Source organism: Amycolatopsis sp. NPDC114503, assembly GCF_055633655.1.
The window spans coordinates 674,759-691,597 of the sequence record NZ_JBVKDT010000005.1 but is presented as its reverse complement, the minus strand read 5'-3'; the positions used below and the strand labels follow the sequence as shown (position 1 = coordinate 691,597).

Genomic DNA, 16,839 nt, shown 5'->3' with positions numbered 1-16,839 from the left:
CCGCCACTTTACCTTCGCGCTCGCTGGTCCAGGTCCGAGAGCAGGATGCGCAGGAGATCGGCCAGCTGCTCGCGCTGCGCCGGGGACAGCGCGGACACCAAGGTTTCCTCGTGCTCCAGCAGATCTCCGACGGTTCGCTCGATCAGCTCGTGCCCGGCTTCGGTCAGCTCGACGTACACCCCGCGACGGTCCGAAGTGGACTTCATCCGGCGGACGTGGCCGTCGCGTTCGGCGCGGGCGGTCTGCTGGGAGATCGCGCCGGGGCTGACCCGGCAGCGTTTCGCGAGTTCGCCCGCGCTGAGCCGGTACGGCGGCCCGGCGCGGCGCAGCGTGCTGAGCAGCGTGCGAGTGGAGGCGTCCATTCCGAGCTCCAGCATGGTGGCGCGCCGGTCTTCTTCCAGCAGTTTCGCGATGTGCCAGATGCGCGTGATCACGCCGATGGACGACACCGGCGTGCCCGGCCGCTCTCGCAGCCACGCCCGCTGAATCTCGTCCACCTCGTCGCTTGACGGGTTTTCCCCGCCGCCGGTACCGTCGTCCACAAGAGGTACTTTAGCAATAAAGGACGTGGGGATGAATCGGGACGTAGTAGTGACCGGGGGCAGCACCGGAATCGGATACGCGATCGCCGCGGCGTTTGTCCGGGACGGCGATCGGGTCACGATCACCGGACGGCGCGAGGACGTGCTCACCGAGGCGGCGACGCTGCTCGGCGCGCGTGCGGTGAGCTTCGACGCGAGCGATCCCGAGGCGGTCGAGGCGGCGTGCGAGCAGTTGCCGGAACGGGTCGACGTGCTGGTGAACAATGCTGGCGGCAACACGGATTTCCTGCGCTCCGACGGTCGGGGGCTGAAAGCGCTCGACGCTGCCTGGACGGCCAACATCCGGGCGAATCTGTTCTCCGCCGCGTTCGTGACGTCGGCGCTGGGGGAGCGACTGGCCGACAACGGCCGCGTTGTCACCATCGGCTCGATCGCCGGGCACACCGGCGCGGAGTCGTACGGCTGGGCGAAAGCGGCGGTGGAGGTGTGGAATACCGAAACCGCGCGCCAATTCGGTCAGTGGGGGATCACCGCGAATATCGTCGCGCCGGGGCTGATCGTGGACACCGAATTCTTCCGCGGCAAACTCTCCGCCGAACGCCAGGAGCGGCTGGTCGAGAACACGATGACCAAACGCGCGGGCAAGCCGGAGGACGTCGCCGAGGTGGTGCGTTTCCTGGCTTCCCCGGAGGCCGGACACGTCACCGGCCAGGTCGTGCACGTGAACGGCGGCGCGTACGTCGGCTGATCTCAGCCAGGCGTCACGCGCAGGACTTTGTCGTTGCTGCCGTTGGAAGTCGTCACATACAGCGAGCCGTCCGGTCCGCTTCGGGCGGCTCGCAACCGGCCGAATTTGTCGTTGAATTCCGCGGGCAGCGTGACTCCGGTGACTTTCGCCGCGGCGTCCAGGTGCAGCAGCAGGAGTTTCTGTCCCTTCAGTGCCACGACGACCAGCGCGCCTTCGTTCGCGCCCCACTGCTTGCCGGTGAGGAATGCGTCGCCGCTGGTCGCTTCGGTGATCTGGCCGCTGGTCCACAGTGGACGAACCGCGTCCGGGAACCGGGTGCTGTCGGTCATCGGCACGCTCTCGTCGTAGCTGGAATCGGTGCCGCCCTTCGACGGATCCCAGCCGTAATTCCCGCCTGGCCGCAGGAGATTCACCTCGTCGTCGAACGCCGGTCCATGCTCGGAAGTGACCACCTGCCCGGTGCCCGGCCGGATCGCGACGCCCTGCACGTTCCGGTGGCCGTAGGTGTAGATCCGGCGTTCGTTCGGATCGGTGGACGCCAGGAAAGGGTTGCCCGGCAACGGTTCCCCGGTCTTCGCGTCGATCCGCAGCACCTTGCCGCCGAGGCTGTGCCGGTCCTGCGCCACCGTGGACCGAGCGGTGTCGCCGGTGCCGACGAGCAGTGCGCCGTCGGGGGCGAGCGTCGGGCGGCAGCCGGAATGCCGTCCGCTCGGGTTGACCGGCAGGCCGGTCAGCAGGTCGCGCACCTTGGCCGCGCTCGCGCCGTCGTCGGCGAGCCGCCAGGTGACGAGCCGGACGTCCACCGCGCGCCCGTTTTCCTGGTGCGTCTGGCAGGTGGTGAACTCGCGCGAGGTCGCGAAATCCGCCGCCAGGACCAGGCCCATCAGACCGCCTTCGCCCTGCACGAGGACGTCGGAGAAATCGGCGCGCACGTCGGTCTTCCGGCCGTCGCGGATCAGCGCGAGCTTGCCGGGGCGCTGCGGCACGAGCAGTGAACCGTCGGGAAGGAAAGCGACGTCCCAGCCGTGTTCGAGGCCGTCGGCGACCTCCTGCACGGCGAACCGGCCTGACTCCGGCTTCGCTGGGGCAGGGGCGCTCGCTGGCGCGGCCGAGCAGGCGGCGAGCAGCAGGAGAGAGGCGAGCAACGGGACGAGACGCATGGGTCCAGCATGCCCCGGTTCAGCCGCCTGGACGTACCAATCCGGATTCATACGCGAACACGACCGCGTGCACCCGATCCCGCAGTCCGAGCTTGTTCAGCAACCGTCCGACGTGCGTCTTCACCGTCGTCTCGCCGATGAACAGCGTCCCGGCGATCTCGGTGTTCGACAATCCGCGGGCGATCAGGCCGAGCACGTCCTTCTCGCGTTCGGTCAGCGTCTCCAGTTTCTGCTCGTCCAGCGGCGTCCGGTGTGCGCTGAGATAGCGGTCTAGCAGGCGTTTCGTGACCGACGGCGACACCATCGCGTCGCCGCGCAGCACACCGCGGATCGCCACCAGCATTTCGTCCGACGGCGCGTCCTTGACCAGGAATCCGCTGGCCCCGGCACGGAGCGCGGAGTAGGCGTACTCGTCGAGGTCGAACGTCGTGATCACCAGCACCGAGGTGTCCGGCAGTTCTGCGCAGATCTGCGCGGTCGCCGCGACGCCGTCGAGCACCGGCATCCGGACGTCCATCAGCACCAGGTCCGGCCGCCGCGCGCGGGCGAGTTCGACGGCTTCCGCGCCGTCGCTCGCCTCGGCGACCACCTCCAGATCAGGCTGGCTGTCCACGATCATCCGCAGCCCGACGCGTACCAGTTCCTGGTCGTCGCAGATCAGCACGGACGTCATGCGGCGTCCGTCCGCAGTGTCGCCGAGACGCGGTAACCGCCGTCCGGGAGCGCGCCGGTTTCGAGCTTGCCGTGGTACATCGCGACGCGCTGGGCCATGCCGGTGAGCCCGCGCCCGGATCCGGGCAGCCCCGCCGCGACCGGCTGCCGTCCGCCGGAGTTGGTGACCTCGACGTGGATTTCCGGGCCGGCGAAGGTGACCCGGACGCGGCCGGTCGCGTCGGGCGGCGCGTGTTTGAGCATGTTGGTCAGGGCCTCCTGGACGATGCGGTACGCCTGAAGCGCGACACCGGCGGGCAGGTCGGCGATGTCGCCGTTGACTTCGAGGGTGACTTCGCGGCCGGACTGCGCGACGAGCGTGCGCAACTGGTCGAGCGTCGGCTGCGGTGCGCGCGCGGGTTCGCCGGCGTGCATCACCTCCAGCAGCCGCCGAAGCTCGGCGAGGGCGGAACGGCCGGTTTTGCTGATGGTGTCGAGCGTACGGTCGACAGCGTCCGGGTCGTGATGGCGCGCGAGCTTCGCTCCTTCGGCGTTCAGGACGATCACGCTCATGCTGTGCGCGAGTACGTCGTGAAGCTCGCGCGCGATCCTTGTGCGCTCTTCGGCGACTGAAGCGCGACTGCGGGCTTGTTCCTCGGACGCTGCCAGCTCAGCTCTCAGTCGTTCTTCTTCGGCGAGTTGTTCCTTCGTACGGAAGAACGCGCCGAGCGCCCAGGCCGCCAGGTACAGCGGCAGTGTGCCGAAGATGGTGAGCGCCGGGTTCAGAGTGTTGGTGCCCCAGGTGAATCCCCAGAAGGTGTCTAGGCCGGCGATAGCTACCGCGAAGCCGATGAACCATCTGTCACCGGCTTTGACGAGCGTGTACAGGACCACCGCCATCGCGAGGTCGCTACGGCCACGGTCATACGCCCATATTTCGTTCGTATAGACGAGCGCTACTCCGATGAGGATCAGGAGCGCGACTGTGCGCGGGTAGCGGCGACGCACCAACAGCGGGAGCAGAAACAGCATTGAAACCATGCGCAGCAGCCAGGTCTGCTGATCCGCGATGTTGGGTCCGAAGGCGATGAAGACGGCGTACAGCGGCAAGTCCAGCAGCCACCGCTGCCTGCGCCCCCACATGACCAGTCTCCGCACGAAACGAACGTAACGCGCGGTCGTCGTCGCGCGCGTCGTTCCGGAGGATGGCCGTGGTCCTCCGAGCGGACGACTTTTCCCGCCGACCGAGCCGATCCGCGACGACCGAGGCGTTTCCTACCGTCGAAAACATGTCGATTACCAGGGAGTTCTTCCGCCACCCGATGCGGACCGGCGCGATCGCCGCCAGCTCGTCGCGGCTGGCCGGAGTGATGACGGCAGGGCTGGGCGTCGAGAGCGCGCACAGCGTCGTGGAGCTGGGGCCAGGAACGGGCGTATTCACCGAAGTGCTGCTTCGCGTGCTTCAGCGCGACGCACACTTCACCGCGGTGGAAATCAACGCGCACCTCGTGCAAGAGCTACGCGAGCGCTTCCCATCGATACACCTTGCGGAGGGCTCTGCGGAACACGTCGCTGCGTACGTGACGATGCCGGTCGACGTCGTCGTCTCCGGTCTGCCTTGGACAGCGATGCATGCCGCGCCCCAGGCTGCGGTACTGAACTCCGTCTGCGAGGTGCTTTCCCCGCAAGGCCGCTTCACCACCTTCGCGTACGCGCACACCGCTTGGACCCCGCCAGCGCGTCGGTTCGCACGGTTGTTGCGAAGCCGCTTCGCGGTCGTCGAACGCACCAGTGTGGTTTGGCGGAACCTCCCGCCGGCGTACGTGTACCGCGCGGCTTTGCCGGTGCGGTCGGGACTGGACCGGTATGGACAGCCTGCTTCAGCCGCTTCTTGACGCTCCCGCGCCGCTCGTCTACCTGATCTGCGCGCTGGTGATCATGGCCGAGACAGCGTTGTTGCCCGGCATCGTGCTGCCGACGCTGTCCACCTTGCTGCTCATGGGTTTCCTTGTGCAGCGCGGGACTTTGCAGCTGTGGCCTGCGCTCGCAGTCTGCGTCGCGGCGGCGTTCGCGGGGGATCAGCTTGCGTACTGGGAAGGACGACTGTGGGGACCGAAGCTGCGTCGGTCCCGCGTAGGGCAGCGGATCGGCGAAGCGAAGTGGGACAAGGCCGAAGCGACTGTCGCGCGTTACGGCGTGCCAGCAGTGGTCCTAGGGCGGTGCCTCGCAGGCGTACGCACTCTCGTGCCGCGCGTCGCCGGTTCTGCTGGACTGTCGTACCGACGCTTCTTCATCGGAAGCCTGTGCGCGGCGGTGTTGTGGGCGGGCGTGGAGCTGACGATGGGTCAGGTCACCGGCTGGGTTGCGCCTTGAGCAGTTCCGCAGTCGAAGCGTCGGCGGGCAGGAAGGTCTCGAGACTCAGCTCAGCGATGGTCACGTCGACCGCAGTGGCGAACTGCGTGATCGCGGTGAGCAGCCGCAGTTCGCCCGCCGAGCTGGACAGCTGCAGCGGCACGGCGAAACCGAGGTGGTCACCCGACGGTTCGCCAGGCGACGGCAGGTAGCCGGTGAGTTCGTCCAGCAACGCCTGATGCCGTGGATCAGGCCCGTGCGCCAGACCGCGGCGAGGGCGTTCGAGCACGTGCTGCGCCCAATCGGCGAAGTTCTGGATCCGCGGCGCCATCCCGCGCGGGTGCAACGCCAGCCGCAGCACGTTGATCGGCGGTTCGAGCAGTTCCGCCGCGACGCCCTCGGTGAGCAGATCGAAGCCGTCGTTCGCGGCGACGAGATCGCCGTAGCGATTCACGACCAGCGCCGGGTACGGCTCGTGCCCGGCGAGCAGCGCGCGCAGCGACTCCAGCACCGGCGTCAACGCGGGGTCGTCCATCCGCGTTTCGGGGTAGACCGGCGCGTATCCGGCGGTCAGCAGCAGGGCGTTGCGCTCGCGCAGCGGCAGCCCGAGCGCCTCGGCGACGCGCACCACCATGCCGCGGCCGGGCAGCGAACGGCCGCGTTCCATGAAGCTGACATGGCGTTGCGTCGTTCCGGCTTTCAGCGCGAGGTCGAGCTGGCTGAGCCGGCGGCGGGAACGGGCGTCGCGCAAAGCGTCGGCGAAAGGGGGCACCTGCACGATTCTTGCCGAGTTCTCCGCTGCCCGGCCATTCCCCGGAGGGAATTGCCGGGACGCCGTGCCGCGCTGGATCGTCGACGGCGTGGAATTCGGACTCCTTCTTCCTGCCGGACAGGCACAGCTCGAAGCAGGCGGCACCCCGCGTGCCCTCGTCGCAGCAGCTCGCGAAGCCGAACGGCTCGGCTTCGCGTCGATCTGGGCCGGTGACTCGCTTTCCCGGCCGCGGATCGAACCGCTCACCCTGCTCACCGCAGTCGCGCAGGCGACCGAACGCGTCACCGTCGGAACCGCCGTGCTGCTGCCCGCGCACCGCAACCCGGTGCAGACCGCGATGACGCTCGCCTCAGTCGACCTGATCTCCGAAGGACGGCTCGCGGTCGGCGTCGGCGCGGGTTTCCCCGGCTTCAGCGAGCGGGAATTCGACCTGGCCGGGGTCGATTTCCGAACGCGGTTCTCGCATCTGGACGACGTCGTCACGCTCTGGCGCGAGCTGTGGACCGGCCAGCCGCGCTCGTTCCACGGCAAAGTACTGCACTACGACTGGCTGCCGTCGGCGGTCCGGCCCGCACGCCCCGGCGGTCCGCCGATCTGGCTGGGCGGCGCGACGCCAGCCGCGCTACGCCGCACCGCTCTGCGTTACGACGGCTGGCTCCCGTACCCGCCGGACCCTGCGGATTACGCGTCCGGCGTCGCGACGATCCGCGCCGCCACTGACCGCGCTGTCACCCCGTCGCTGTTCCTGACCGTCTACGTCGACCCCGATCCGCGGCGCGGCCAGCGCGTCCTGGAGGACTACGCGCAGGCGACTTATCAGCGGTCGTTGGCGCAGATCAGCACCATCCAGGCGACCGTGACCGGCCCGATCTCGGAAGTCGCGGCGACCGTGCGCCGCTACGCCGAGGCCGGAGCGGAGCACGTCCTGCTGCGCGTCGGCTCGCTGGAACCCGGCGCGGTCGAGCGGCAGCTGCCCCTGTTGGCGGAGGTGATCGCCGGGGAGCGGAAACCTGTCGGTGCCGCGACGTAGTCTGGGACGGTGACCGACGCTGTACTGTCCGGACTCCTCCAAGCCATCCTTCCCGACCCGGCGCTGCGCGGCGTTGTCGAGCGCGCCGGCGCCCCGCTGCTCGAACTGCAAGGCGCTGTCGCCGTACGGCAGCTCGTGGCCGCCGCGCTGGCCGAAGACCCCGAGCGCGGCGGCGCGGGCCGTCCGGTGCTGGCCGTCACCGCCACCGGGCGCGAAGCCGACGAGCTGACCGCTTCGCTCAGCGCGCTGCTCGGCCCCGATCGAGTGGCCGACTTCCCGTCCTGGGAGACGCTGCCGCACGAGCGCCTTTCGCCGCGAGCGGACACGGTCGGGCGGCGGCTGGAAGTGCTGCACCGCCTGCACACCGGCGACGACGAACTGCGGGTCGTGGTCTCGACCGTGCGCAGCCTCATCCAGCCGATGGCTCCCGGGCTCGGCTCGCTCGCGCCGATCGACCTGGTCGTCGGCGAGGAGCAGAGCTTCGAGGACCTGCTCGAACGGCTTGTCGAGCTGGCTTACACGCGCGTGGACATGGTCGAGAAACGCGGCGAGTTCGCGGTCCGCGGCGGCATCCTCGACCTGTTCGGGCCCACCGCGCAGCATCCGGTCCGCGTCGAGTTCTGGGGCGACGAGGTCAGCGAGATCCGCGCGTTCGCGGTGGCCGACCAGCGGTCGCTGCCCGGCGAGATCCAGCGGGTCACCGCGCCGCCGTGCCGTGAGCTGCTGCTCACGCAGGACGTCAAGGCGCGCGCGGCCGAGCTGGCCACCACGTACGAGGCCGACGCGCACCTGGCCGAAATGCTGACCAAGCTGTCCGGCGGGATCCCGGTCGAGGGCATGGAGGCGCTCATCCCGGTGCTCTGCGAGGGCGAGCTGGCTCTGCTCACCGATGCGATGCCCCAGGGCAGTCACGTGCTGCTGGCCGATCCGGAGAAGATCCGCGCCCGCGCGGCCGACCTCGTCCGCACCGGGCAGGAGTTCCTCGAAGCCTCCTGGACCACCGCCGCGGCGGGCGGACAGGCCCCGATCGACCTCGGTGCGTCGGCGTATCGCGAGCTGTCCGAGATCGCCGCGCACGCGCAGGAGACCAAGCGCCCGTGGTGGACGCTCACCCAGCTGACCAGCGAAGACCCGGACGTCTACCGCGTCGGCATCGAGCCGGCGCCCGCCTACCGGGGCGAGCTGGAACGCGCGATGACCGACTTGCGCGCGCACCTCGCGTCCGGCGGAACCGGCGTGCTCGTCGTCGCCGGGCAGGGCACCGCCAGCCGCGCGGTCGAGCAGTTGATCGCGGCCGAGGTCCCGGCGAAGCACGCCGAAGTGCTTGCCGACGTACCGCCCGCCGGGGTCGTCACGGTCACCTGCGGCGGGCTCGCGGAGGGCTTCGTCTCGCCGGAGCGCGCGCTCGTGGTGCTGTCCGAGGCGGATCTGACCGGCCGAGGCGCCACCGCTGGATCGTCCACAAAGGACTTGAACGCGAAGATGCCGTCGCGCCGCCGCGGCGCGGTCGACCCGCTCGCGCTCAAGGCGGGCGACTACGTGGTGCACGACCAGCACGGCATCGGCCGGTTCGTGGAAATGGTGCAGCGCACGGTCGCCGGAGCGACCCGCGAGTACCTGCTGCTGGAGTACGCGTCGTCCAAGCGCGGCCAGCCCGGCGACCGGCTGTTCGTGCCCACCGACCAGCTCGACGAGGTGTCCCGCTACGTCGGCGGCGAACTGCCCACGCTCAACAAGCTCGGCGGCTCGGACTGGAAGAACACCAAGGCGCGCGCCAAAAAAGCGGTCAAGGAGATCGCCGCCGAACTGGTGCAGCTCTACGCCGCCCGCCAGGCCGCGCCCGGCCACGCGTTCGGCCAGGACACGCCGTGGCAGTCCGAGCTGGAGGACGCCTTCCCGTTCACCGAGACCAACGACCAGCTCGCGGCCATCGACGAGGTCAAGTCGGACATGGAGCGCGGGGTCCCGATGGACCGCGTGATCTGCGGCGACGTCGGCTACGGCAAGACCGAGATCGCGGTGCGCGCGGCGTTCAAGGCGGTGCAGGACGGCAAACAGGTGGCCGTGCTCGTGCCCACCACGCTGCTCGCGCAGCAGCACCTGAACACGTTCACCGAGCGCATGCGGTCGTTCCCGGTCACCATCAAGGGCCTTTCGCGGTTCACGCACAAGGCCGAATCGGACCGGATCCTCGAACAGCTCGCCGACGGCGAGGTCGACATCGTCATCGGCACGCACCGGCTGCTGCAGACCGGCATCCGCTACAAAGACCTCGGCCTCGTGATCGTCGACGAGGAACAGCGCTTCGGCGTGGAGCACAAGGAACACATCAAGGCGCTGCGCACGCACGTCGACGTGCTCACCATGTCGGCGACGCCGATTCCGCGCACGCTGGAGATGTCGCTGGCGGGCATCCGCGAGATGTCGACCATCCTCACCCCGCCGGAAGACCGGCACCCGATCCTGACTTATGTCGGCGCGTACGACGACAAGCAGGTCGGCGCCGCGGTCCGGCGCGAGCTGCTGCGCGACGGCCAGGTGTTCTACGTGCACAACCGGGTGTCGTCGATCGAGAAGGCCGCGAAGCGGATCCGCGAGATGGTGCCGGAGGCGCGCGTCGTCACCGCGCACGGGCAGATGAACGAGGACAAGCTCGAAAAGATCATCCAGGGTTTCTGGGAGAACGAGTACGACGTCCTCGTCTGCACCACGATCGTCGAGACCGGTCTGGACATCTCCAACGCCAACACGCTGATCGTCGAGCGCGGCGACATGCTGGGCCTCGCTCAGCTGCACCAGTTGCGCGGCCGGGTCGGGCGTGGCCGCGAGCGCGGGTACGCGTACTTCCTGTATCCGCCGGAAGCGCCGCTCACCGAAACCGCGCACGACCGGCTCGCCACCATCGCGCAGAACACCGAACTCGGCGCGGGCATGGCGGTCGCGATGAAGGACCTGGAGATCCGCGGCGCGGGCAACATCCTCGGCGCGGAACAGTCCGGGCACATCGCGGGCGTCGGGTTCGACCTGTACGTCCGGCTCGTCGGCGAAGCGGTCGAGGCGTTCCGGCGGCACGCGGGCGCGGAGCCGGCGGAGGACGAGGAATTGGCCGAAGTCCGCGTCGACCTGCCGGTGGACGCGCACATCCCGCACGACTACGTCCCCGGCGAACGGCTGCGGCTGGAGGCGTACCGCAAGATCGCGTCGGCCCCGGACACCGCGGCGCTCGACGCGGTGCGCGAGGAACTGGTCGACCGCTACGGCCAGCCGCCCGCCCCGGTCACGCGGCTGCTCGCGGTCGCGGCGTTCCGGCACACCTGCCGGGCTGCCGGCGTCACCGAGGTCGCGGTGCAGGGCAACACGATCCGGTTCGCGCCGCTGCCGTTGATGGACTCGCAGCTGGTGCGGCTGAAACGCTTGTATCCCAAGGCGATGTACAAGGCGATCACCAACACGGTGTCGGTGCCGAAACCGACCGAAGGCCCGGCGGGCGGCCGGATGGGCGCGCCGGTGCTGCGGGACCAGGAGCTGCTCGACTGGTGCACGAAGTTGCTGGCCCATCTGACGAAGACCCCGGCGGCGGTGTGAGCGCTCTTCCGTCACCAGTTTGGTGAACGCCTTGGCGGCAGCCCCGGGGGTGCGTCCCGCCGGGGTGGCCAGGGCGATGGGCCAGTCCAGGTCGGCGTCGGCGATCGGCAGTGCGACGAGGTAGTCGTCGGCCGGGAGGATCGCGCGGGGCAGCAGTGCCACGCCGAGCCCCTGCCGGACGAAATCGGTGCCCGCGTGAGGTTGTTGATCTCGATGGCGAGGTGCCGTCGTACCCCGGCGGCGGCGAACGCGCGATCGGTCACGGCGCGATTTCCGTAGCCGAGCGGGAAATCGACGAACGCTTCGTCGGCCAGTTCCGCTAGCGCCACGTCGTTTCGGCGGCCGAGCGGATGGTCGCGGGGAACCACGAGATCCAGCGGCGTGGACGTCAGTGTCCGCAGCCGCACAGTCGCCGGCGGGTGCCTGGGGATCGAGACGAAGGCGAGGTCGAGCCGTCCGTCGGCGACCGCCGCGACCAGGCCGGGAGACCCGCCTTCGGACGACGCGGTGGCCAGCTGAATCGACACGCGAGGGTGCTCGCGGTGGAAGCCGCCCAGCAACGCGGGCAAGTCGATCAGCCCGAGGGAACTCATGGTCCCGATGCGCAGCGTGCCGCGCAGCCCGCCCCGGACCGCGTGCACGGTGTCGCGAGCATCGCGGGCGGCATCGAGCGCGGCGCGTGCTTTCGGCAGAAGCGCGAGGCCGGCGTCGGTGAGGCTGACGCGCCTGGTCGTGCGCAGCAACAACTGCGCGTCCAGCTCTCGTTCCAGCGAAGCGATGGTCGCCGACACCGTGGCCTGCACGAGGTGCAGCCGGGTCGCGGCACGGGTGAAGCCGGCTTTCTCGGCGACTGCGACGAAGCACTCCAGCTGCCGCAACTCCATGGCCGATTCGTAGCACTGCTCGATCAATGTGACTACTAATCTTTGTTGGACTCGATCAGCGGGTGCGGGAAAAGTGCTTCTCAGAGCCGAATTCCCCGCGGAGGCATCCCTTGACGATCCTGATCACCGGCGCTCGTGGCGGCATCGGCGCGAGCCTGCTGCGTCGCTTGCCCGACGCCGAGCACAACGCCTTGGCGCGCCACCACTTGCTGGTGGAACGGGCGCTCCGGTCCGCACCGCTGACCTCGACCGTTCTGCGCCCCGGCGGGTTCGCCACGATGACCTTGCGGTGGGCCGATTTCGGCCGCGCCAGCAGGCCGGTCGAGCAGGCGTATCCGGACGCCCGGCTGGACGTCATCCACCCCGAGGACATCGCCGACGTCGCCGAACTAGCGCTGTCCACCGACGAATCAGCCGGCGAGACAATCAGCTTGGGCGGCCCGGACGTGCTCAGTTTCCGGGACCAGGCAAAGATCTTGGCGGAAGTGCTCGGCCAGGAGATCGAGCTGCGCGAACCGACCCGGCACGAGGCGGTCCAGCAGTTGCCCGCGCCGTTGGCCGAGGCGATCTTGGACTATTGGGCGCAACTGCCCGGCGAGTCCGCTCGAAGCGTCGAACGGATCACCGGACGTCCCGGCCGCACTTTCCGCCAGTGGGCAACGGAGAACCTCGCCGCGTTCCGATGACCTGCTTCAGTTCGCCGGGCAGACCTCGAACCCCGGCGGTTGCGCGGTGGCGAGCCGCAACGACACTTCCTCCTGCGGCGTCGGCAGCGCACCGCAGCCGGTCATCGGCAACGGCCGGGGACGCCGCGGCACCCGGGCTCCCGAACCGCCGCCGCGACCCGGATACACGAGCAGGCCGCGTTCCGGATCCGGCACCGCGTCGAGGGCGGCGGTCACCGCGGGCAGGCTCCGGAAGCGATCTCGTTTCTCTTCGGAGGAAAACTCGATCTCCAGCGTCACGCCCCAGTGGTGGACGTGCCACGTCCACTGTTCGACGCCGTTGGTCAGCGCGGCCTCGGTCAGACGGTCGCCGTGAGCGCGTTGCCACGCGCTCGCCGCGAAGGCCCCGTCGAGGACTTCGATCGACAACCAAGAGTCCATATGTCGACAATAGCCCGCTGAATGCCTCGATGGTGTTGCGTTTCGAGGGCATGTGAGAGGGTATGGCCTGTGATGCGGATCATGGGGTGCCGCCGTGCGCTGGGCGCCGTTCTCGCCGGAGCTTTCCTCCTCGCCGGATGCGGTACCGGCCCCAGTCAGGTGGGCGCCGCCGCGGTCGTCGACGGTCAGGTCACCACCATCGACCAGGTTCAGGCGCTGCTCGACCGCGCCGTGCAGGAGCAGCCGTACGCCCGGCAGCTCGCCACGCGACACCAGCTCGACCTGGTCGGGCGCGAGATCGTCCGGCAGACGCTGCTGCACGAGGTCGTCGCGAAGGCCGCGCAGAAGGAAGGCATTTCGGTCGACGAGGCCACCGTCACCGAAGCCATGCAACAAGATCCGCTCGCGTCGCCGGTGCCCGAGGCGGTCACGCAGGACCAGTCCGCGGCCGTCACTCAGCTCGTCTGGCGGCTGCGCGATCACCGCGAGGCCGTCACTGATCAGTACTTGCAGCAGCGGATCGCGCTGAAGTACCTGCCGACGCTGTCGGTGAACTTCGACTTCACCAGCATCGGCGCGCCGACCTCGGAGAGCCAGGCCCCGTCGATCGATCCGAAGACCGCGCGCAGCCAGGCCATCGCCAAGGCCGAGGAGTACGCGGCCAATCCGGGCGCGATCCAGTCCGACATCCGCGGCGGCGCGCAGGGCAACGTCGGCCAGCAGGCACCCGCGCTGGCGTCGCCGCAGGACGCCGCGACCGTGCTGTTCGGCGTCCCCGCGAACACCGCGATCGCGTTCCAGCCGAACCCGGCGAGCGCGCCGACCTGGTGGGTCACCGCCGTGGTGCGGAAGCGGACGACCGATTCGAAGGTCGCCACCGACCAGGTCCAGCAGCCGACCGCGGCCCAGCTGGGCGCGATCGGCGTGCGGATGCTTCAGCCGTATGTTGGCAGCGTGGACTTCAAAATCAACCCGCGCTACGGCGTGTGGGACCCGGTCGGCATGAACCTCGCCCCGAGCGCGGCCGAGGTCACGGGCGTGGCCGTGCCGCTGCACGGCGGTGCTCCGGCGCAGCGGTGACCGGCACTGTAGTCCTGGTCCACGGCGCGAGCCTGCCCGCAGCCGCGTTGCCCCTGCTTCGCACCAGTGCGGTGTACGCCGCGACAGACGTCGATGCTGTGCAGCTTGGCGTCCCACCGGTGGGCCAGTCCTTCGCGGGCATCGTGCTGCTCGCCGCTTCCCGCACGGAACCGACGGCCGCCGCGATGCTCGCCGCCGGCGCGCAGGTGATCGAAACGCCCGTGCCGCCGCTCGTGGAAGCGGTCGAGGTCATGGACCGCCTGCGCTCCCCGGGCGGTTGTCCATGGGACGCCCGCCAGACGCACGAATCCCTGCGGCAGTACCTGGTCGAGGAAACGTACGAACTGCTGGAAGCCATCGAGGACAACGACCGCGCGGCCTTGCGCGAGGAGCTGGGCGATGTCCTGCTGCAGGTCCTGTTCCACGCCCGCGTCGCCGCCGAACACGGCCGAGCCCCTTTCACCATCGACGACGTCGCGGGCGACCTGGTGGACAAACTGGTAGGCCGCCACCCCAACGTCTTCGCCGACGCGGCCCGCATTGCTACGGCCGAGCACCAAGAGCTGAAGTGGGAAGAGCTGAAACAGGCCGAGAAGCAGCGTAAGTCCATTGTGGACGGTGTTGCTCTCGGCCAGCCCGCCGTCGCCCTGGCCGGGAAATTGGGCCAGCGCAGCGGCCGGGCCGGGATCCCGCTGGACCTGTTCCCGCAGGACTCCTCGGTTCCCGCCCAGCTGTTCCGAACCGCGGCGACCGCGCGTCGAGGCGGATTGGATCCGGAGGGCGAACTGCGAGCGGTGGCGAAGCAGTTCGCCCGCGACATCCGGGCGGCGGAGACGGCGGCGCGGAAGGCCGGGGTGGAACCGGCGACGTTGGAGGCTGAAGGCTGGCGGAAGTTCTGGCCTTCGGCTTGAGGCGGTTTCGCATCGCCTGGCATTCGCGCTGAATTAGTGCTCTGTCCTCGTCGTCCGCGCCGGGGCCTTAGCTTCGCGCTCTCGCGACCCGCTTACGGTCGCACTTTCGTCCGCCGACTCTCGCTGCCCGCCGGACGTTGGCCGCTCTCCGTCCCGCGTCTCAGCCGCGCCGTCTTGCACGGCGTGCCCCGCGTGCCAGCCACCCTCACCCGATTGACGGGCCTACCCCATTTGCCCGCACCCAGCCGTCGCCCGGACGCAATCGCGCCTGGCGGTCGGCACTCGTGCGTTCGCACCGAACCGAGGCACGGCTCTCGCCCTCCGCTCGTTGCCCGTGCCCCTGCTCGACCTCCGTCCTCGCCACTGGCCGCCCCAGCTGCACCCTCGTCCGTCGATTCCCGCTGCCCGCCGCCCGTTTCTCCGTCCCGTGCCTTAACCACGCGGCTTCGCCTGACCCGCCCCGCACACCCACCGCCGTCACCCAATCGACGGAGCTCCCTTCCCATCCACCCACACCCGCCGCGTCCCCCGGGCACGCTTGCCTCAATGCCCGAATCACCCCGCCTTCATAAATGTGACCCACATCACTCATTTCTGAGAACCGAAAGCGCGGAGGCAGCGTCTTGCCGGGTGTGAGACACAAGCCACCCAGGGAGCCGGACGAGGAGCAGCTCCTCCGGCGCACCGCCCGCGGTGACCGTGCGGCGTTCGAAGAGCTCTATCGCCGCACGTCGCCGTGGCTCGCGATTCGCCTGCGGCACCGCTGTTCCGACGACCAGATCGTCTTGGAGGTGATGCAGGAGACCTACCTCGCCGTGTGGCGCGCCGCGGGCTCGTTCGCGGGCGTCGTCGCCGGCGGCTCCGCCGTGGGCTGGGTGTGGACGATCGCGGTGCGACGGCTCATCGACGCCTTCCGGCGGCGTGCGCACGACGCGCATCCGCCTCCCGCGGCACAGGAGGCGTTGTCCGTGCCGGCTGCCGAGGAGGAGGCGCTGGCCGGCGCGGTCGGCGAGCCGGTGGGCGACGCCTTGCGCAGTCTCGCGCCGGAGCTGCGCGAGGTTCTGCAAGCCATGGTGCTCGACGGATTGTCGGTCCGGGAGACCGCGATCCTGCTGGGCCTGCCGGAGGGCACGGTCAAAACCCGGGCTCGCCGCGCCCGGATCGCGATGCGGGAGGCGTTGTCGTGAAACCAGGACTGGCCGAAGGAGGTCAAGCCGTGAACCACGTATCCGACCGGATGCTCGCCGGTTACGTCGCCGGTCGCGAACTGCCGGGGGACGAGGCATGGGCGATCGAAGGGCACCTGGAGAAGTGCGCGCAATGCCGGGCGCGGCTCGCCGGCGCGTCCACCGCGGAGGTAGCCGGTCTCCTCGACTCCGTCTGGGCCGGGCTGGAGCCGGACCTCGTCCGCGTGCCGCAGCCGATGCCGCGCCGGGTCGCGCGGTGGCTGCACTGCTGGGCGACCCCGGTGATGGTGCCGTGGCTGCTGATGGTCCTCGTGGTCGGCGCGCTGTCGGTCTACCTCGACCGGTCGCTCCGCGAGGGGCTGTCGTTCGTGCAGCTCCTTTCCCCCGTGCTGCCCGTCTTCGGGGTGGCGGCGGCGTGGTCACGCGGGCTGGATCCGTCGTACGAGCTCACCGCGGCCACCCCGCGCGCCGGGCTGGAGCTGATCCTGCGGCGGACCACCGCGGTCGTGGTGCCGGTGCTCGCGGTGCTGCTGCTCGCGGGCTGGCTGGTCGGCGCACGGCTGGGGTTCGGGCTGCTGCCGAGTCTCGCGTTCACCACGGGGACCCTCGCGCTCGGCACGTTCATCGGCGTCGCCTGGGCGGCGTCGATCCTGATCGGCCTGTGGCTCGGCGCGCTGGTGGTGCCGAGCATCGCGTTCGGGGGCTCGGTCCTGCTGGAGGCCGCCACCTGGCCGGGCTGGCTCGCGGCCGCCGTCGTCGCGGCCGTGTTCGTCGTGCTTCGCCGGAACACCTTCACGCAGCTTGCTGCGCATCACTGACGGAAACGAGAGG

General features: G+C 69.7%; 17 protein-coding genes. 10 read left to right on the top strand and 7 right to left on the bottom strand.

Features of this window, described 5'->3' with window-relative positions:
* Positions 1 to 8: 8 nt before the first annotated feature.
* Positions 9 to 542 carry a MarR family winged helix-turn-helix transcriptional regulator gene (locus ACZ7OI_RS25005; RefSeq protein WP_470266583.1) on the bottom strand — a complete coding sequence of 178 codons (534 nt, stop codon included), beginning with the start codon at positions 540 to 542 and terminating at the stop codon, positions 9 to 11.
* Between the two features lie 25 nt (positions 543 to 567).
* Between ACZ7OI_RS25005 and ACZ7OI_RS25000 the strand changes: the two genes are divergently transcribed.
* A complete protein-coding gene (locus ACZ7OI_RS25000) occupies positions 568 to 1,290 on the top strand; it encodes an SDR family NAD(P)-dependent oxidoreductase (protein ID WP_470266582.1) in 723 nt (240 codons plus the stop codon).
* Between the two features lie 2 nt (positions 1,291 to 1,292).
* Here ACZ7OI_RS25000 and ACZ7OI_RS24995 read toward each other — a convergent pair whose 3' ends face one another.
* Genes ACZ7OI_RS24995 through ACZ7OI_RS24985 form a run of 3 tightly spaced genes read right to left on the bottom strand, consistent with a single transcriptional unit; the run spans position 1,293 to position 4,244 of the window.
* Entirely contained in the window at positions 1,293 to 2,450 is a 1,158-nt protein-coding gene (locus tag ACZ7OI_RS24995; RefSeq protein WP_470266581.1) for a PQQ-dependent sugar dehydrogenase, read from the bottom strand.
* 19 nt (positions 2,451 to 2,469) lie between these two features.
* Positions 2,470 to 3,123, bottom strand: coding sequence for a response regulator (locus ACZ7OI_RS24990; RefSeq protein ID WP_470266580.1), 654 nt, complete (start codon positions 3,121 to 3,123; stop codon positions 2,470 to 2,472).
* Complete coding sequence (locus ACZ7OI_RS24985; protein ID WP_470266682.1) at positions 3,120 to 4,244, bottom strand: sensor histidine kinase; 1,125 nt, start codon at positions 4,242 to 4,244, stop codon at positions 3,120 to 3,122. The genes ACZ7OI_RS24990 and ACZ7OI_RS24985 overlap by 4 nt, the downstream gene beginning before the upstream one ends.
* Before the next feature lie 146 nt (positions 4,245 to 4,390).
* Here ACZ7OI_RS24985 and ACZ7OI_RS24980 point away from each other — a divergent pair, with 146 nt between their 5' ends.
* Both ACZ7OI_RS24980 and ACZ7OI_RS24975 read left to right on the top strand, forming a co-directional pair.
* Entirely contained in the window at positions 4,391 to 4,996 is a 606-nt protein-coding gene (locus ACZ7OI_RS24980; protein WP_470266579.1) for a class I SAM-dependent methyltransferase, read from the top strand.
* Positions 4,968 to 5,474 (top strand): DedA family protein, encoded by a 507-nt coding sequence (locus ACZ7OI_RS24975; protein WP_470266578.1) that lies wholly within the window; start codon positions 4,968 to 4,970, stop codon positions 5,472 to 5,474. The genes ACZ7OI_RS24980 and ACZ7OI_RS24975 overlap by 29 nt, the downstream gene beginning before the upstream one ends.
* Here the strand turns inward: ACZ7OI_RS24975 and ACZ7OI_RS24970 are convergent.
* Entirely contained in the window at positions 5,452 to 6,225 is a 774-nt protein-coding gene (locus ACZ7OI_RS24970; RefSeq protein WP_470266577.1) for a helix-turn-helix domain-containing protein, read from the bottom strand. The two genes, ACZ7OI_RS24975 and ACZ7OI_RS24970, sit on opposite strands and share 23 nt — an antisense overlap.
* 88 nt (positions 6,226 to 6,313) lie before the next feature.
* Between ACZ7OI_RS24970 and ACZ7OI_RS24965 the strand changes: the two genes are divergently transcribed.
* Together ACZ7OI_RS24965 and mfd are read left to right on the top strand one after the other, a co-directional pair.
* Positions 6,314 to 7,255, top strand: coding sequence for an LLM class flavin-dependent oxidoreductase (locus ACZ7OI_RS24965; RefSeq protein ID WP_470266576.1), 942 nt, complete (start codon positions 6,314 to 6,316; stop codon positions 7,253 to 7,255).
* A 24-nt stretch (positions 7,256 to 7,279) separates the two neighbouring features.
* Positions 7,280 to 10,840 (top strand): transcription-repair coupling factor, encoded by a 3,561-nt coding sequence (gene mfd, locus ACZ7OI_RS24960; RefSeq protein ID WP_470266681.1) that lies wholly within the window; start codon positions 7,280 to 7,282, stop codon positions 10,838 to 10,840.
* An 11-nt stretch (positions 10,841 to 10,851) separates the two neighbouring features.
* Here mfd and ACZ7OI_RS24955 read toward each other — a convergent pair whose 3' ends face one another.
* A complete protein-coding gene (locus ACZ7OI_RS24955; RefSeq protein WP_470266575.1) occupies positions 10,852 to 11,724 on the bottom strand; it encodes a LysR family transcriptional regulator in 873 nt (290 codons plus the stop codon).
* A 110-nt stretch (positions 11,725 to 11,834) separates the two neighbouring features.
* Between ACZ7OI_RS24955 and ACZ7OI_RS24950 the strand changes: the two genes are divergently transcribed.
* The gene (locus tag ACZ7OI_RS24950) at positions 11,835 to 12,410 is read left to right on the top strand and encodes a Rossmann-fold NAD(P)-binding domain-containing protein (protein WP_470266574.1); all 576 of its coding nucleotides are present in this window, start codon (positions 11,835 to 11,837) and stop codon (positions 12,408 to 12,410) included.
* Positions 12,411 to 12,416: 6 nt separating this feature from the next.
* On the opposite strand, the gene ACZ7OI_RS24945 is transcribed toward ACZ7OI_RS24950, so the two are convergent.
* Positions 12,417 to 12,830 (bottom strand): hypothetical protein, encoded by a 414-nt coding sequence (locus tag ACZ7OI_RS24945; protein WP_470266573.1) that lies wholly within the window; start codon positions 12,828 to 12,830, stop codon positions 12,417 to 12,419.
* Between the two features lie 81 nt (positions 12,831 to 12,911).
* On the opposite strand from ACZ7OI_RS24945, the gene ACZ7OI_RS24940 reads away from it, so the two are divergent.
* From ACZ7OI_RS24940 to ACZ7OI_RS24925, 4 genes are all read left to right on the top strand, one after another.
* Positions 12,912 to 13,910, top strand: a complete 999-nt coding sequence (locus tag ACZ7OI_RS24940) for a hypothetical protein (RefSeq protein WP_470266572.1) — start codon at positions 12,912 to 12,914, stop codon at positions 13,908 to 13,910.
* Positions 13,907 to 14,821, top strand: a complete 915-nt coding sequence (locus ACZ7OI_RS24935; RefSeq protein WP_470266571.1) for a nucleoside triphosphate pyrophosphohydrolase — start codon at positions 13,907 to 13,909, stop codon at positions 14,819 to 14,821. The genes ACZ7OI_RS24940 and ACZ7OI_RS24935 overlap by 4 nt, the downstream gene beginning before the upstream one ends.
* A gap of 632 nt (positions 14,822 to 15,453) precedes the next feature.
* Positions 15,454 to 16,008, top strand: coding sequence for an RNA polymerase sigma factor (locus tag ACZ7OI_RS24930; RefSeq protein ID WP_470266570.1), 555 nt, complete (start codon positions 15,454 to 15,456; stop codon positions 16,006 to 16,008).
* Between the two features lie 29 nt (positions 16,009 to 16,037).
* Positions 16,038 to 16,826, top strand: a complete 789-nt coding sequence (locus ACZ7OI_RS24925; RefSeq protein ID WP_470266569.1) for a zf-HC2 domain-containing protein — start codon at positions 16,038 to 16,040, stop codon at positions 16,824 to 16,826.
* The last annotated feature ends 13 nt before the right edge of the window (positions 16,827 to 16,839 follow it).

Excerpts from the sequence above, each read along its gene's own strand:
- ACZ7OI_RS24955 (WP_470266575.1), bottom strand. The coding sequence starts at position 11,724 with ATGGAGTTGCGGCAGCTGGAGTGCTTCGTCGCAGTCGCCGAGAAAGCC.
- ACZ7OI_RS24995 (WP_470266581.1), bottom strand. The coding sequence starts at position 2,450 with ATGCGTCTCGTCCCGTTGCTCGCCTCTCTCCTGCTGCTCGCCGCCTGC.
- ACZ7OI_RS24945 (WP_470266573.1), bottom strand. The coding sequence starts at position 12,830 with ATGGACTCTTGGTTGTCGATCGAAGTCCTCGACGGGGCCTTCGCGGCG.
- ACZ7OI_RS24940 (WP_470266572.1), top strand. The coding sequence starts at position 12,912 with ATGGGGTGCCGCCGTGCGCTGGGCGCCGTTCTCGCCGGAGCTTTCCTC.
- ACZ7OI_RS24990 (WP_470266580.1), bottom strand. The coding sequence starts at position 3,123 with ATGACGTCCGTGCTGATCTGCGACGACCAGGAACTGGTACGCGTCGGG.
- ACZ7OI_RS24975 (WP_470266578.1), top strand. The coding sequence starts at position 4,968 with ATGGACAGCCTGCTTCAGCCGCTTCTTGACGCTCCCGCGCCGCTCGTC.
- ACZ7OI_RS24980 (WP_470266579.1), top strand. The coding sequence starts at position 4,391 with ATGTCGATTACCAGGGAGTTCTTCCGCCACCCGATGCGGACCGGCGCG.
- ACZ7OI_RS24985 (WP_470266682.1), bottom strand. The coding sequence starts at position 4,244 with ATGTGGGGGCGCAGGCAGCGGTGGCTGCTGGACTTGCCGCTGTACGCC.